General features: G+C 44.3%; 11 protein-coding genes and 2 pseudogenes. 3 read left to right on the top strand and 10 right to left on the bottom strand.

Annotated elements, in window-relative coordinates; translation table 11 throughout:
• Position 1: 1 nt before the first annotated feature.
• The 8 genes from CC97_RS18770 to CC97_RS08015 all read right to left on the bottom strand — a co-directional run bounded on the left by CC97_RS18770 (position 2) and on the right by CC97_RS08015 (position 4,794).
• Positions 2–439 carry a YlmH/Sll1252 family protein gene (locus CC97_RS18770; RefSeq protein ID WP_049962774.1) on the bottom strand — a complete coding sequence of 146 codons (438 nt, stop codon included), beginning with the start codon at positions 437–439 and terminating at the stop codon, positions 2–4.
• The gene (locus CC97_RS20960; RefSeq protein ID WP_156036833.1) at positions 363–749 is read right to left on the bottom strand and encodes a hypothetical protein; all 387 of its coding nucleotides are present in this window, start codon (positions 747–749) and stop codon (positions 363–365) included. The genes CC97_RS18770 and CC97_RS20960 overlap by 77 nt, the downstream gene beginning before the upstream one ends.
• Positions 739–1,101: a hypothetical protein gene (locus CC97_RS08035; protein WP_242848157.1), complete on the bottom strand. Its 363-nt coding sequence runs from the start codon at positions 1,099–1,101 to the stop codon at positions 739–741. The genes CC97_RS20960 and CC97_RS08035 overlap by 11 nt, the downstream gene beginning before the upstream one ends.
• Positions 1,102–1,226: 125 nt before the next feature.
• On the bottom strand, positions 1,227–1,862 hold the full coding sequence (locus tag CC97_RS18765) for a hypothetical protein (protein WP_049962773.1): 636 nt from the start codon (positions 1,860–1,862) through the stop codon (positions 1,227–1,229).
• A 158-nt stretch (positions 1,863–2,020) separates the two neighbouring features.
• Positions 2,021–2,806: a late competence development ComFB family protein gene (locus tag CC97_RS18760; protein ID WP_049962772.1), complete on the bottom strand. Its 786-nt coding sequence runs from the start codon at positions 2,804–2,806 to the stop codon at positions 2,021–2,023.
• 17 nt (positions 2,807–2,823) lie between these two features.
• Positions 2,824–3,204, bottom strand: a complete 381-nt coding sequence (locus CC97_RS21305; RefSeq protein ID WP_278245352.1) for a ParA family protein — start codon at positions 3,202–3,204, stop codon at positions 2,824–2,826.
• Positions 3,149–3,589 (bottom strand): AAA family ATPase, encoded by a 441-nt coding sequence (locus CC97_RS21300; RefSeq protein WP_278245328.1) that lies wholly within the window; start codon positions 3,587–3,589, stop codon positions 3,149–3,151. The genes CC97_RS21305 and CC97_RS21300 overlap by 56 nt, the downstream gene beginning before the upstream one ends.
• 167 nt (positions 3,590–3,756) lie before the next feature.
• A complete protein-coding gene (locus tag CC97_RS08015) occupies positions 3,757–4,794 on the bottom strand; it encodes a cellulase family glycosylhydrolase (protein WP_044974541.1) in 1,038 nt (345 codons plus the stop codon).
• Positions 4,795–5,060: 266 nt separating this feature from the next.
• Between CC97_RS08015 and CC97_RS08010 the strand changes: the two genes are divergently transcribed.
• A complete protein-coding gene (locus CC97_RS08010) occupies positions 5,061–5,861 on the top strand; it encodes an AraC family transcriptional regulator (RefSeq protein WP_044974540.1) in 801 nt (266 codons plus the stop codon).
• A gap of 405 nt (positions 5,862–6,266) precedes the next feature.
• On the opposite strand, the pseudogene CC97_RS19585 reads toward CC97_RS08010, so the two are convergent.
• Positions 6,267–6,860: pseudogene (locus CC97_RS19585) on the bottom strand (glycoside hydrolase family 16 protein); the annotation flags it as partial.
• Positions 6,861–7,103: 243 nt separating this feature from the next.
• Positions 7,104–8,720, bottom strand: a pseudogene (locus CC97_RS20955) (family 16 glycosylhydrolase); the annotation flags it as partial.
• A gap of 628 nt (positions 8,721–9,348) precedes the next feature.
• Here CC97_RS20955 and CC97_RS07990 point away from each other — a divergent pair.
• Both CC97_RS07990 and CC97_RS07985 read left to right on the top strand, forming a co-directional pair.
• Complete coding sequence (locus tag CC97_RS07990) at positions 9,349–13,191, top strand: endo-1,4-beta-xylanase (RefSeq protein WP_044974539.1); 3,843 nt, start codon at positions 9,349–9,351, stop codon at positions 13,189–13,191.
• A 299-nt stretch (positions 13,192–13,490) separates the two neighbouring features.
• Positions 13,491–15,806, top strand: a complete 2,316-nt coding sequence (locus tag CC97_RS07985; protein WP_049962770.1) for a family 43 glycosylhydrolase — start codon at positions 13,491–13,493, stop codon at positions 15,804–15,806.
• Positions 15,807–15,868: the final 62 nt, after the last annotated feature.

Below are 15,868 nucleotides of genomic sequence, written 5' to 3'. Positions count from 1 at the left end.
ATCAGAACTTCTCAACAGTAATGATCTTGTTTCCTTTACGTGTGGTTCCGCTTATTCCTTTGAAGATGAACTTTCCGAAACCGCGGACTGATATCTTGTCGTCTTCCTTGAGAAGATAACTGCTGTTTTCATTGAGCCTTCCGTTTACGAAGATCTTCTTTTCACGGAAAAGTTCTGAACAATTACTTCTCGAAATGTGGAAAACCTTAGATATCACCCCGTCAATACGTTCAGAGGCGGCCTGTATTTCAAGCGAAGACGGTGACGTTCCGGCGATCTCCGGCAGTTCTTCGGTTATTCTGCATGAGACCACGGTATGACGAACGCGTGTTATTTCGCTGCATATGTACTCTGCCATTTTTTCAGTGCAGAAGACGTATGCAGCTTTTTCGTTTACAATAATATCGCCTGTTTCCGAGCGTTTTATACCGAGATTCATAAGACATCCAAGAAAGTCGCGATGGGTCAGTTCCTCGGCGAATTTTTTTTGACAGCGGTTCGATGACAATGCATTTTATAGGGAATTCTTCTGTGTAGCCAAGCTCTTCAGGGTTTCCGAAGCGTATCATGACCCTGTCAGCGTTTTCTCTGCCGCCCCATATCGTGTATGAGGAAGGGGAGAGGTGCTTTACAGTATAGAATTCGGAAAGCTCAGCCTCGGTCAGAAAAGATGTAAAAGTGTAGTGACTGCTTCGGAACGCCTTGTCTGCCAGATCTTCAAATCTTCGTTTTGTCAGTTCATCGTTCATTGCGTTTTATCTCCCAGTAGTACTTTCGGTTTGCTTCAGGAAAATTGTCCATAACACCATGCTCAGGATCATAGAATACGCCCCTGCAGTAGAGCGACCAGTGCCAGCAGCGTGGCGTTTCAAGACTGAGTATGCATGTTTCAGGAAGCTCTGCTCTGTCACGGACTTCGATCCTGTGCGGACTCATTACAAGTCCGTAGTGAGCGGCTGCTTTCTTCATTTCCTTCAGAGTGGTTTCACGTTCGTTGTCAAGAAATGTGATTATCTCATCCACAGTCGTTCCTGCAAGCATAGCAAGAACCGCCTGTCCGCACTGCAGATCAGTCGGTTCGTGAATATATGTGATTTCCAATGTGTATTCTCCTTGTGTTTCCGCTAATTTAAGCTGAGCGGGAAAGTGTTTATCTGCGTCCGGACAAAAAATTAGCTGTATTGTTATAAATACAGCTAATCCCCGAGCCGGAAATAATCTTTTAGTCAGACATTCTCTTCGGTTGTTTTGTAGGATTCCTCCCAGTCGTCAAAACGTTTCATTACCTCTGCAAGGGTGTCCTTAGTAATGTCAGGCATATCGTCTTCTTTAAGATGAAGGGTTTCTGCTGCTTTACCAAATCCCTTTGTAACTGCATCGCGCATCACGGAAATTTTTGCAGGATCGTCTCCTGCAAGTGACATTGCCATGTCCATTATCCTTGTTGCTACAGCATCGACAGAGTAGAAACCGCCGTCAGAGATGGATTCCTTTGCTGCTTCGATATCCTCGGTGCTGAAGTGAAGAGAGATATTCTTCGTGATGTCGCCTACTGAAAGAAACTCGGAATTGCTCTGTGACTGAAACATTTTTTCGATCATAGATACAAAAGCCTGAGTCCTCTGATCCTCCAGTTCCTCAATGGTCTTTGTTATTGACTCTTTTGAGTAGATACCGGTGTCAGTAGGTGCAACACTTTCCTGTCGTACAAACGTGTCCTGCTTCTGCAGTGCAGAAATACCGGATTCCTGTGCATTTGCAGCGGTACTGGATTCGGAGGAAGTCTGAGAAGACTTCTTTACACCTTTGACTTCAGATTTCGGATAGAAAGAGCTGATCTTGGTAGTATCGTTTATTTCCATGGATTTCCCTCCCCGTTATAGTGCAATCCGTTGCACTTTTCTATACAGACACAGTTATAGCTAACCATCGTCGTACACTATATTTGTCGTCAGAAATCATAGGAATTAAAGACCAAAAAGTCACAAAAAACCATAAAGGTATTTGTGACTTTTTACGATTACTTTTTGTGCGGCGGATTTGATTTTGTTTCAAGCACCGCTTTTATTATCGGCTGATTTATATCAACATAGTTGTTGTTTTCTATAAGTTCCCTCACTTCTGAAGGCTTTTTATAAACATATTCCGGTTTCACACTGTTGAGTACCTGAAGCATTATGTGCTGTCTGCATTTTTCACAGCTGCAGCATTTGAATTTTGCTATCATTTCATCCAGCTTTGAGAGAAGAACTTCCTCGGTCATATTGATGTACCGCGGAACATCTGCACTGACAGGTGATGTCTGAACAGGAGTGCGTATTTCACGCGGAACAGCTGTATCCTGCGTATACTGCATGTGAGAAGGAACCTGAGTGTTCTGTGTATACTGCGTATAGGAAGGAGTCTTCACAGATGAATCATTTGTATACTGCATGTGTGAAGGAGTCTGCTGTGTCTGAACAGGGAACACACGTGTGCTCTGTACCTGCTGTGCCTGTTCAAAACGATCACTGTTCTGATGATAATTCTGGTAAGCCTGACGGTATGATTCGCCTGAAAAATCAGAAGAGGAATTCTTTACCGGCGGCATATCAAAGTCATCATCCTGCATCGGAACTCTGTCCTTCAGGGCGTCAAGAACCTTTTCGCGTATTTTGAATGTATCAGGCTCACTGCCTCTCGGTCCTCTGGCTTCGGTGCCGTTCTGATAGTATTCGTTATAAGTACCTGTTGAGTAGGTAGGCATTATCTTACTGAACATCAGTTCCTTGTTTATATTTCTTTTTGTTCTCCTTGTATTTGTCATAACTGCCTCCGTCTGAATTATAGAATGCCTCGTTCGATCAATTCTTCTGTAAGTGCCTTAAAATCTCTTATTGCTGCTACTCTTCTGTTGTATTCTGTGATATCGCACTGGAGCGACTGTGCTTCTGATATTGCGGGACTGTTTCTGATGGCTGTTCTGAAAACAGGAATACTCAGCTTTCTTGAAACGAGCTGAGCGGTTCCCATTACTTCTTTATGGAGTTTGGAACGTCTGTTGTAACGGTTAACGAGAACTCCGCCTATTTCAAGTTTCGGGTTACATGAAAGCCTTACGTGCTCAATGACGTCATATACCTTTGCAATGCCCTGAAGACTGAAGATGTCAGGAAGCATAGGCATAATAACGTATTTGCTGGCAGCAAGCGCATTTACTGTCAGAACACCGAGACTCGGAGGTGAATCGATGAGAATGTAGTCGTAAAGATTTTTTTACGTCTCCGAGAGCTTCTCTTAAAAGGAATTCTCTGTTTTTTCCGGTATAGTCCAGTTCGATGGAGCTCAGAAGGATGTCAGATGGTATAACGTCAGATGTATTGCAGCGCTGTATGCAGTCGAGAGCGTTCATCTCTTTCCGGATAACGTCGTAAATGGTACGTACATCTTCGGTCTCGGCACCGAGACTGAACGAGAGATTGCCCTGAGGATCCATATCTATGGCGAGGACTCGCCTTCCCAATTTATTTAAAGTAGCTGCAAGCGCGTTAACTGTGGTAGTCTTGCCGACTCCGCCTTTCTGAGTAATAACTGAAATAATTCTTGCCATCTCTATACCTCATCGTGAAATTTAAACTTACTACTATTATAGCAAGTTTTTAATAATATTTCAATACATTTATCCCAGTAAAAAGAATAATTTTTTATAAAAATACTGCCGGAAACACAGTACGTTTCCGGCAGTAAGTGAAAATCCGTCAAATATGGGAATACTGATTAAAGAAGGGCAATTATTTCGTCCCTGATCTCGTCATAGGCAGATCCGATCAGACCGAAATCCTTTTCCTTGTATGTCCAGGCAGCACGTCCTATACCGTATTTTTCAAATACGGACTGAATGTCGCGGTACCATTTGATCGATTCCTTAGGATCAGCACGGTCGATAACTCCGTATTCACCGCAGTAGAGAGTAACGTTTCTTTCGGCAGCGATGTCTATTGCTTCCTTAAAGAGCTTTTCGAAGAAGTCCGGCCCTATTTCGGTGAAACCGAACTTTTCGTTAAAGAGGAAGCCGGCCTTTTCACCGAGCTGTTCCTTTGAGTGCTTCAGATATTCGTTAAACGGGGCAGGGTATGCGATGCGGAAATTAACGTCCATTGTATCGATCCAGTGTGCTCCCTGGTGAGTGTAGATAAGCGGTTCATAGCAGTGGAAGGTGTAGATGATGTTTTCGTCTGCCGGAGGATCAAGGAGTTTTATCGAAGTGATGGCGTTGTTTTCAACACCTCCGACTATGATACGAACGTCAGGAGATATGTCCCTTATTACCTTTATGGCTTTCGCAGCGATCTCGTTCCACTGTTCTGCAACGTTCGGATCAACTACTTCGTTGAGAAGTTCGAGAATGAGCATGTCCTTGTGCTTGCTGTATCTTTTTGCAAGATCATCCCACAGACGGTAGAATTTTTCCTGAAGCTTTTCATCATTGAAGAATGCTGATCCCTTGTATGCGTCAAAAACATAACCGTCAGCCTTGTGAATGTCAAGAACAACATTAAGTCCGTACTTTCTGCACCATGCTATGCAGTTCTCAATACACTGGTGACCGAGTTCGAGAGGATTTTCGTTTTCATCCTGTATAATGTCAAAGTCAACCGGAAGTCTGACATGGTCGACCTTCCATGAAGCTATTCTTTTTATGTCGTCTTCTGTGATAAAGTTTTTTATGTATTCCGGATCCTTTTCGCCCTGTGAGATCCAGCCGCCGAGGTTGATCCCTTTCATGAATCCTTCAAGTTTTTTTACTTTAGCCATGTTATCAACTCCTGAGATAGTATATGATGAGATATTATACGTGTTTTCTTATCGTTGACCTGTTTTACTTTCAGTGTTTATTATATATCAGAGAACGTAAAAAGTATATCATTAATATGTGCCTGTATATTAATTTATTAACATTTCTTTTTTAAAAACAGATTTTATTGATAATATTGACGAAATTAGCTTCGGTTATATTGAAAAAATTGTTCTGTTATTATATAATAAATATTAAAAGCTATGCACCGAAAGGGAGTGATACTATGAACAGCAATAATTCCGCCGATGATAACTCGACTAACAGAAAGCTTTTCGAACACCTTTTTACTCAGAGAGAAGAGAATTTTGAGCACGCTTCATTCGACAGGGAAATTGCTTTTTATGAAAGTATCTGCACAGGGGATATTGAAAAGGTAAAGCTTCTTGCTACACCTTTGTGCAGCGGAGGATACGGAAATCTGTCAAAGGATCCTTTAAGAAATCTCAAATACCACTTTGTTGTTTCTGTTGCAATGATCACAAGGTTCTGCATAAGCAGCGGTATGACACCTGAGGAAGCCTATAATTTAAGTGATGTCTACATCATGAAGGCGGATACGTGCAACACTGAAAAAGAAGTTCATGAAATGCATGACCAGATGATAATAAGCTTCACAAAACGAATGAGAAATGTCAGAAATACAAGAGTGTATTCCAAGCAGGTCATCAGGGCCATCGACTATATCAGCGAGCATCTTCATGACAAGATAAAAATGCAGGATGTTGTTGACTACCTGAATCTGAGCCTTCCGTATTTCTCAAGACTTTTCAAGTCGGAACTCGGGGTTACTTTCAGCGAATATGTTACTATAAAAAAGGTCGAGGTCGCAGCTGATATGATCAGATATTCAGGCAGCTCGATACTTGAGATAAGCAATATACTGAATTTCAGTACGCAGAGCTATTTCATCAAGGTTTTTAAAAAATACAAGGGAATAACTCCTAATGAGTATAAGAAAAAGTATAATTTCTTCGGAAATAATCTTCTTGAGGCTATGCAGAATAAAAACAGCAGTTCTGAATAAAGAACTGCTGTTTAAAGGGAAAAAATGTTTTTTGGTTTATATATTTCTGTCTTTTGTTTTTTATGAAAATAGAATATTTTTATGTTTATGACCGGTGGCTTTACGCTGCCGGTTTTTTACATTCCGGATAAATTACCGTTTCAGTCCGGAATGATAAGGTGCATTAATTTTTCCATTTAGCTTTACACAAATTACGGATTTCGGAAAGTATTTCATCTTTTGCGGATCAGTACTTTCACTGTGGGTTATGCCGTATCCTTACCCTGAAAACCGGATTTCCGGCTTTGAAAAGCAAACGGCAGAATTTTTTGTCGTTTACTATTATTAATACCTCAGTATATCAGCATGGAAGACCCGCTGATATACTGAAGGCAGAAACGCTTGACGACAGGTATATTACTTGTTGTAAGTAACCCATTCGTAGTAAGCTGTGAGAGGAGTTTTTCCGTTGAAAGCCTTGAGCCAGTCATCTACAGTCTTGCCAGGCCATGCATTCATCATGATCTTGCCAGGTGTTGTAGGAATGTTCTGTGTAGCTTCATAAGCCTTCTTGCCGTCAACGTACCATGTGATCTTACCAGGCTGCCAGTCAAATCCGTATGTATGATATCCCTGTGATGCATCGAAGCCGAGATCATACATGTATTCGTGGTCGCCCTTGCCGTTTGTATAGTAGTTGAACTGTACCTTTGTAGTGTCCTTGCCGAGAACTTCAACGTCGATCTCATCCCAAGGATTGTTGTCAGAAGGACCTGTGTAAGTGAAGAATGAAGAAACAACGCCGTCATTCTTGATAGCCTTCATTGAAGTTTCGTAGTAGCCGTAGCCGTAGAACTTGTTTGTACGGAATTCGCCGCCTGAGTACTGAGGGTTCCAGTCAGGATTGCTGTCGTTTCCGTATTTCTTGTCGATCTTGAGTTCGAGGTGATTGCCGTTGATCACTGCGTTCTGCTTGTACCACCAGCAGTCGAAAGGCTTGCCGTTTGTCCATCCGTCAGATGCAAAGAAGTCACCGGCCTTGCCTGTACGGAAATCAGATACCATTGTTGCAGAAGCGTTGAATGTGCCCTTGCCGCCCTGGCTCTGACCCTGGTTAGGGTTCTGATTCTGTCCCTGATTAGGGTTCTGGTTCGGGTTCTGATTCTGACCCTGGTTAGGATTCTGTGAATTTCCGCTCTTCTTGTATGTTACCCACTGATAACGTGCTGTGAGAGGAGTTTTGCCGTTGAAAGCCTTGAGCCAGTCATCAACAGTCTTGCCAGGCCATGCGTTCATCATGATCTTGCCCGGTGTTACAGGAATGTTCTGTGCAGCTTCATGAACCTTCTTGCCGTCAACGTACCATGTGATCTTACCAGGCTGCCAGTCAAATCCGTAAGTGTGATAACCTTCAGAAGCATCGAAGCCGAGGTCAATCATCTTTTCGTGATTGCCTGTGCCGTTTGTATAGTAGTTGAGCTGTACCTTTGTTGTGTCCTTGCCGAGAACTTCAATGTCGATCTCATCCCAAGGGTTGTCATCAGAAGGACCTGTGTAGGTGAAGAATGAAGAAACAACACCGTCATTCTTGATAGCCTGCATAGATGTTTCGTAGTAACCGTAGCCGTAGAATTCGTTTGTACGGAATTCGCCGCCTGAGTAAGCAGGGTTCCAGTCAGGGTTGCTGTCGTTTGTCCACTTCTTGTCAACTGAAAGTTCAAGGTGATCGCCCTTGATCTGAGCGTTCTGCTTGTACCACCAGCAGTCGAAAGGCTTGCCGTTTGTCCATCCGTCAGAAGCAAAGAAGTCGCCTGCCTTGCCTGTGCGGAAATCAGATATCATTGTAGCTGAAGTATCCATTGGTGTGCCGTAGTCCTTGAGTGAACCGTTGTTCTGGGTAGGCTGGGTTGTTGGCTGAACTGTAGGCTGAACAGTAGGCTGAGGATTCTGCGCATTTGCTGACTTTTCGTAAGTTACCCACTGATAGTAAGCTGTAAGAGGGGTATTGCCGTTGTAAGCCTTGAGCCAGTCATCAACAGTCTTGCCAGGCCATGCGTTCATCATGATCTTGCCCGGTGTTACAGGAATGTTCTGTGTAGCTTCATGAACCTTCTTGCCGTCAACGTACCATGTGATCTTACCAGGCTGCCAGTCAAATCCGTAAGTGTGATAACCTTCAGAAGCATCGAAGCCGAGGTCGATCATCTTTTCGTGATTGCCTGTGCCGTTTGTATAGTAGTTGAGCTGAACCTTTGTTGTGTCCTTGCCGAGAACTTCGATATCGATCTCATCCCAAGGATTGTCGTCAGAAGGACCTGTGTAAGTGAAGAATGAAGAAACAACACCGTCGTTCTTGATAGCCTTCATGGATGTTTCGTAGTAACCGTAGCCGTAGAATTCGTTTGTACGGAATTCACCGCCTGAGTAAGCAGGGTTCCAGTCAGGGTTGCTGTCGTTTGTCCACTTCTTGTCAACTGAAAGTTCAAGGTGATCGCCCTTGATCTGAGCGTTCTGCTTGTACCACCAGCAGTCAAACGGCTTGCCGTTTGTCCATCCGTCAGATGCGAAGAAGTCGCCTGCCTTGCCTGTACGGAAGTCGGATACCATTGTGGCGTTTGCATGCATTGCTGTACCGAAATCAGGAATACTGCCCGGCTGAACGACACTTGATTTGCCGTTAAGAACATTGTTCTTTACTGTACATACATCGGCTACATTGACCTTGCCGTCACCGTTGGCGTCAGTGTTGTTTGCGTTCGCTGACTTTCCGGTGAAGTATTCGATGATTGCTCTTGCGTCGCTTGCATCAACCTTTCCGTCACTGTTGATGTCGCCGCCTGCGACAGCAGCGACAGTACCGAGAGTTCCGGCTGCCAGCATGCCGACAAGAACGATTGATAAAGTCTTTTTATGGAACTTTAACAATTTAAAAAACCTCCTTAAGATTATTGATTATGAATATAAATGATAAACAATTGTGAAAAAATGCAGGGCAGAATCCGCCATTGCATGTTATCTATATTGTATAATTAATCCTGCAGTTTATATATCTTTTTTTTGCTGAAAATAATAAAATTTTAACCGAAACAAGTTGGTCCCGATTTGTACTTAATATAATAGTACATGTGAGTTTTCTCCACTAAATATTCAGAATATGGGTTGAAAAAGTATATATCCTCATGGTAGAATTGAAATATAATCAAGGAGAATGTCATGAAAAATTGTGCATATTTTTGAAAAATACAAATCAGATTCAAATTTGTACGTTCTAATAAGTGTACAAATTAATCCCCCGATGAGTACTGATTTAAAAATACTGTTTCAGTTTTATGATGTTCCCGGCGGTTGTCAATATTATATAATTCAAATCGTGAATACACAGACAGAGAAAAAAACAAAATTCTATTTTCATTACGATTTGAGGTCATACGCTGACCGTGCAGAAACGGTCCGGATATTCCGCAGGCGTATAAACAGACCGCACAAAATTTAAGTGGGAGGATAATGTATGAACGTAAAAAAGTTTAGTGCAGCAGTTACGGCAGTCATCATGTCAGCCGGTACGTTCGGGTTCTTTCCTGAAACTTCGTTTCCGCAGGTTTCAGCAGATGCCGTTTACGTAGCAAATGATTTTGATGTCACCTACGAAGGCTGGTGCAACATGGGTGAGCAGGTCAAGCTCGAGCCTGACTGGGAGGACACTCACGGCGGTACACGAAGCATGGCTGTTACAGATCGTCTTTCTCCGGAAGACGGTGTAAGCTCAGCAAAGGGCTTCTATCTCTGGGGCGGCAGAAAGTACGATTATAAAGTATTCGTTAAGCACGACAGCGGTTCAGACGAAAACTTTAAGATCACACTTTCATACCTTCTTTCAGATGAAACAACATGGGAAACTGCCACAATCGCAGAATCATCTGTATCATCAGGTGAATGGACAGAAGTAGGCGGAAGCTTCACAGCTCCTGAAGGTGCTACTGAGTTCGTTGTTAAGATCACAACAGACAGTACCTGCGACTTCAAGTTCGATGATTTCACAGTTTCAGGTAAAAAGTACAATGACGGCAAGGTTTATGCTGCCAGCGGCCTTAAGGACGTATACGGAAAGTACTTCCGTGTAGGTAACATTCTTAACGGCGGTACAGTAAGAAACAGCGGCATCACAGGAATGATCCTTCAGAACTACAACAGTCTTGAATGTGAAAACGAAACAAAGCCTGATGCAACGCTCGTAAAGAACGGCAGTTCAAATACAAACATCAACGTTTCACTTAACAGCTGCGCAAGCATCATGGACTTCGCTGTTAAGAACAATATACCGGTAAGAGGTCATACTCTTGTATGGCACAGCCAGACACCACAGTGGTTCTTCAAGGAAGGATTCAACGACAGCGGTGCATGGGTAAACTCCTCAACAATGGATCAGCGTATGGAAAGCTACATCAAGAACCTGTTCGCAGCGTTCCAGAAGCAGTATCCTACACTTAACCTTTATGCATACGACGTATGTAACGAATGTATCTCAGATAACGCGGACCGTACAAAGAACAACGGCGGTGCTCGTGAGCCGGGCTACGGAAACGGTAAGTCACCTTGGGTACAGGTTTACGGAAGCAACGCTTTCATGGAAAAGGCATTTACATACGCAAGAAAGTATGCACCTTCAACATGTAAGCTTTACTACAACGACTATAATGAATACTGGGATCACAAGCGTGACTGCATTATAAGCACATGTAAGAACCTCTACAGCAAGGGCGTTCTTGATGGTATCGGAATGCAGAGTCACATCAATGCTGACAGAAACGGTTTCTCAGGTACACAGGCTTATACTACTGCAATGCAGAAGTTCCTTGAGATCGGCTGTGACGTACAGGTAACAGAACTTGATATCAGCCGTGAAAACGGAAAGTATTCAGAAACCGATCAGGCAAACAAGTATAAGGATGTATTCCAGGCGGCTATCAACTGCAATACAAGCGGAAAGTACAAGGGTAAGGTTACTGCAGTTTGTATATGGGGTCCGAATGACGCTAATACATGGATCAAGACGGAAAATGCTCCGCTTCTCCACAATACAAACAATCAGCCAAAGGCAGCTTACAATGCACTTATGCAGATGGTATCTCCTGAAAATCAGCAGCCGTACGGCGGAGATACTCCTGTTACTCCTCCTTCCCCGAAGACCGCGGATTCAAACGGTTACTACTATCACTACGATATGGAAAACGGAGTTTCTGACTTCAGCGCAAGAGGCAGTAATACAGTAGAGGGTTCAGGCGATTTCTACAAGGGAAGCAAGGGCCTTTCAGCTTCAGGACGTACAGCTGAGTGGAACGGTATCCAGATTCCTCTTGACTATACAACATTCAAGGCAGGCGAAGAATATTCATTCGCTGCAGCTTACAAGGGTAAGGAAGACGCTACCTTCAAGATGACACTTCAGTACAATGACGGAACAGAAACAAAGTACGATGAAGTTGCATCAGCTGCTACAGCAGCAGGAAGCTGGGTAATGCTTTCAAACTCAAACTACAAGATCCCGGCTGGCGCTTCAGATCTTACACTTGTATTTGAAACAACTGATTCATTATGTGACTTCAGCATCGACGAAGTTATCATGGCTAAGGCCGGCACAAAGGTTGACGGTCCTGAGGGACAGAAGCCTGTTACACAGTCTTCAGTAAGAGGCGACCTTGACGGAGACGAAAGAATCACTGTCGCTGACCTTTCAGTTCTCAAGAACGGTATTCTTAACGGCTGGAGAACAGATTCAGAAAAGAAGAATGCAGACGTTGACCAGAGCAGAGAGATAAACGCAGCTGACGCTCAGTATGTACGTGATTATCTCCTCGGCAAAATCACTGAATTCCCTGAAAACAAGCCTGCTGGTCCTAAAGTAAGCGAAGCAGATCTCGCTAAGTTTGCACAGCAGTTCTCAGGACTTAACCTCACTAAGTCAAACAAGAAGGACGGCGAAAACAATCCGCTTTATACACAGCGTTTCGGTGCTGACCCGGGCTGGCTCGTATATGACGGCAGACTTTACGTTTACACAACAGCCGATCAGTTCGCATACAGGAATAATCAGATGATCGAAAATGACTATTCTTCAGGTTACATCAACTGCTTATCAACAGCAGACCTTGTAAACTGGACTGACCACGGCGGAATTCCTGTAGCAAAGACAAGAGTAAACGGAACTCCTATTGCAAAATGGGCAAACAACGCATGGGCTCCTGATGCTGCATGGAAGAAGATCAACGGACAGGACAAGTTCTTCCTCTACTTTGCAAACAACGGTTCAGGTATCGGTGTTATCACAGCTGATGATCCGACATTCACAAAGAATGTAAAGGATCCTATCGGCAAGGAACTCATTTCAAGAAGCACACCAAACAGTAACGTAACATGGCTCTTCGACCCGGGCGTTTACTACGATCCTGAAACAAATACAGCAATCATGGCATACGGCGGCGGTGTTCCTCAGGGACAGGCAGCTCAGACTAAGCAGGGACGTATCGTTCAGCTTGGCGATGACATGATCTCAATCAAGGGCACACCATTCGATCCGGGTACACCGTACCTCTTCGAAGACTCAAGCATGATCAAGATCGGCAACACATGGTATTATTCATTCTGCCACAACTGGAGTGTTCCGGGCGGCACAAGTGTAAACGGTAACTCATTCAGCAGTGCTGATATCGGATACATGACATCAACAAATCCGCTGGGCGGATACAAGTACCAGGGTGTTGTATTCAAGAACACAGGTACTCAGAGACTTGACAACGGCGGTAACAACCACCACTCAATCATCGAATTCAAGGGCAGCTACTATGTACTTTATCACTCACGTCAGCTTGAAATGCGTATGGGCGTAAACGGCGGAAAGGGTCTTAACTACAGATCACCTTGTATCGACAAGGCAACTTTAAGCAACGGCAAGATCACATGCAGCGGTTCACAGAAGGGTGTAAGCCCGGTTGATACACTTGATCCGTTCAAGCTTGTTCAGGCTGAAACAATGAACAACAACGGCGGCATCAACGTTCGCGGTGTAGGCGACACAGTTGTTACAGACGTAAACAAGGGCGACTGGATCAGCCTTACAAACGTTAAGTTTGGTCAGGCTCCTACAAAGATTACAGCAAAAGTAGGTTCAAAGAGCGGCGGATGCATCAAGGTTTGCACAAAGCAGACAGGTGAAGCAGTAGCTTACATCGATGTACCTGCAGGCAACGTTCAGGAAGTTGAAGCAGCAGTATTCGGCGACCTTAACGGTACAACAGATCTTTACTTCATCTTCTCAGCAGACGGTATTGAATTTGATTCATGGCAGTTCAGCTGATAAATGAATAACTGATCCCTAAGATCATAAAATACACGGATCATATCTTCGGATATGGTCCGTTATTTTTTTTGAACTGTTGAAGATATCCGGCGTTAGTGCTATAATTATAGTGTAACAGCCGGATATGCGGAAAGTCGCTGTGCACTTACCGGCTGTTTACACGATGGATTGTGAAAACGCATTTTTGATTTTGCGTTTATGGTTTTGCATATCTGTTTATCAGAATAGTTCTGATCGCTTTGAGTATAACAGACATGTAAAAACCAGGGTTTGGATTTTTTACAGGAGGATTGTGTATGCATGTAAAGAAACTCAGTGCAGGCCTTACTGCACTTGTCATGTCGGCAGGCATGGCGGCATATCTGCCAGAGACCTCATTTTCGGGACTCTCAGCAGATGAAACAGATTATTATTATCATTACGACATGGAAAACGGAGTGGGTGATTTCACCGGACGAGGAGCTGCTTCGGTTTCGTCATCGACTGATGCATTTAAAGGAAACGGTGCACTCAGTGTAACAGGCCGTGAGGCAAAGTGGAATGGTGCTCAGCTTGCACTTGACTCAGCGACAGTCAGTGCGGGAAGCGAATACGCCATTGGAGCAGCGTTTAAGGGGGCGGAAGATACTGAATTCAAGATCACCCTTCAGTATGATGCCGGCGGAGAGACAACATATGATAAGGTGGCTCAAAGCTCCACAGCAGCCGGAAACTATATAATGCTCAGCAATTCGAATTATAAGATCCCGGAAGGAGCTGAAAACCTCGTACTTGTTTTTGAGTCAACAGACACCACCTGCGACTTTACGGTGGACGAAGTTGTCATCGCAAAGGCAGGAACGGTAATAGAAGGACCAAAGGGTATTGAACCGCTGCCTGTATCAGACGTACGCGGTGACCTTGACGGGGACAAAAGAATATCAGTACAGGATCTTCTTCTCCTTAAGTCAGGAGTACTCAGCGGATGGAAAACACCGGGTGCGAAGAAGAACGCTGACGTTGACCAGAGCAGAACAACGGATGCTGAAGATGCTCTCTACGTGCAGAAGTATCTTCTCGGAACACTTGATGAATTCCCGGTAAACACACCTCCGGGACCGACAATAAGCGACAGTGACAAGCAGAAATTCAGTTCAATGTTCTCAGGAATCAACCTTGCGAAGAGCTGGAAGTATGACGGAGAGAACAATCCGCTTACAACACAGCGATTCGGTGCTGACCCGGGCTGGCTCGTATACAATGACAGGCTCTATCTCTACACAACAAACGATGCGTTCGAATATCTCAACGACGGAAGAATGAGAATAAATACATACGACTCAGGTACGATCAACTGTGTATCAACTTCCGATATGATCAACTGGACTGACCACGGTCCTATGCCTATCGCAGCAAGAAACGGCAGAACAAAGAACGGCGTTGCTTCATGGGCATTTGCCGCATGGGCTCCTGATGCATGCTGCAAGATGTTCAACGGCAAGCCGAAGTTCTATCTCTTCTTCGCAAACAGCGGCGGCGGTATTGGTGTAGTTATGTCCGACAGTCCTACAGGTCCGTGGAAGGATCCAATCGGCGGCGCACTTCTTTCACATAATTCGCCTAACTGCTCAGATGTTGAGTGGATGTTTGACCCTGGCGTATACTACGATGAAAAGACTGATGAATGTTATCTCTTCTTCGGCGGCGGCAGAAAGAGCGGTATTCCTGCAGACAGCCCTGGTACAGGACGAGTTGTAAAGGTAAACCTTCAGGAAAACAAGGTATCACTTGCAGGCAACCCTGTAAAGATGGATATTCCTTATCTCTTTGAAGATTCAAGCGTTATCAAGGTTGACGATACATGGTATTATTCATACTGTTCTAACTGGAACGTACCGGCAGGTGCAAAGATCAACGGCGTTTCGTTCGGCAGTGCGGATATCTGCTATATGACTTCAAAAGATCCGCTTAAATGGAGCAAGAGCAACTTTGCCGGTATGGTATTTGCAAATACAGGTTCACAGAGAATCGATGGCGGCGGTAACAACCATCACTCGATCATTAAGTTCAAGGACAAGTATTACGTAGCTTACCATGCACGCCAGCAGGTGATCAGAATGCAGAAGGCAAACGGATACAAGTTCTACGAAAAGGACGGCAGAGCAAACAACGGTGAAGGTAACTACCGTTCGACACATATAAACGAAGCTCAGTTCAGCGGCGGAAAGTTTACATGTAAGGGCGATATGAAGGGCACAAGTGCGATCGGCACACTCAATCCTTATGAAACAGTACAGGCTGAAACAATGCAGAACCAGGCAGGAATCCAGATCGGCGGACTTGGTGATACATACATAACAGACGTAAACAAGGGCGACTGGACAAAGGTTGCTAATGTTAAGTTCGACAAGGGCGCATCTGCGATAACAGCGAAGGTAAGATCGAAGAGCGGCGGTGTTATCAAGGTTTGCACAAAGCAGACAGGTGATGCAGTGGCTTACATCGAAGTACCTGCCGGCAGTGAAATGCAGGAGGTTGAAGCAGCAGTATTCGGCGAGCTTAACGGCACAACGGATCTTTATTTCATCTTCTCGGCTGACGGGATCGAATTCGACAGCTGGAAGGCTGAATGATAAATAAAACAGGAGGACAGTGATACACCGGGTATCCGGGAGCACCGGATAATTAATGCAGA

The organism is Ruminococcus sp. HUN007, assembly GCF_000712055.1.
Lineage (GTDB): Bacteria > Bacillota > Clostridia > Oscillospirales > Ruminococcaceae > HUN007.
This window is presented reverse-complemented; position numbering and strand designations above follow the sequence as displayed.

Bases quoted from the DNA above. Each gene is read 5' to 3' on its own strand.
- CC97_RS18765 (WP_049962773.1), bottom strand. From the start codon at position 1,862: ATGGAAATAAACGATACTACCAAGATCAGCTCTTTCTATCCGAAATCT.
- CC97_RS08010 (WP_044974540.1), top strand. From the start codon at position 5,061: ATGAACAGCAATAATTCCGCCGATGATAACTCGACTAACAGAAAGCTT.
- CC97_RS21300 (WP_278245328.1), bottom strand. From the start codon at position 3,589: ATGGCAAGAATTATTTCAGTTATTACTCAGAAAGGCGGAGTCGGCAAG.
- CC97_RS08015 (WP_044974541.1), bottom strand. From the start codon at position 4,794: ATGGCTAAAGTAAAAAAACTTGAAGGATTCATGAAAGGGATCAACCTC.
- CC97_RS18770 (WP_049962774.1), bottom strand. From the start codon at position 439: ATGAATCTCGGTATAAAACGCTCGGAAACAGGCGATATTATTGTAAAC.
- CC97_RS07990 (WP_044974539.1), top strand. From the start codon at position 9,349: ATGAACGTAAAAAAGTTTAGTGCAGCAGTTACGGCAGTCATCATGTCA.
- CC97_RS07985 (WP_049962770.1), top strand. From the start codon at position 13,491: ATGCATGTAAAGAAACTCAGTGCAGGCCTTACTGCACTTGTCATGTCG.
- CC97_RS20960 (WP_156036833.1), bottom strand. From the start codon at position 749: ATGAACGATGAACTGACAAAACGAAGATTTGAAGATCTGGCAGACAAG.
- CC97_RS18760 (WP_049962772.1), bottom strand. From the start codon at position 2,806: ATGACAAATACAAGGAGAACAAAAAGAAATATAAACAAGGAACTGATG.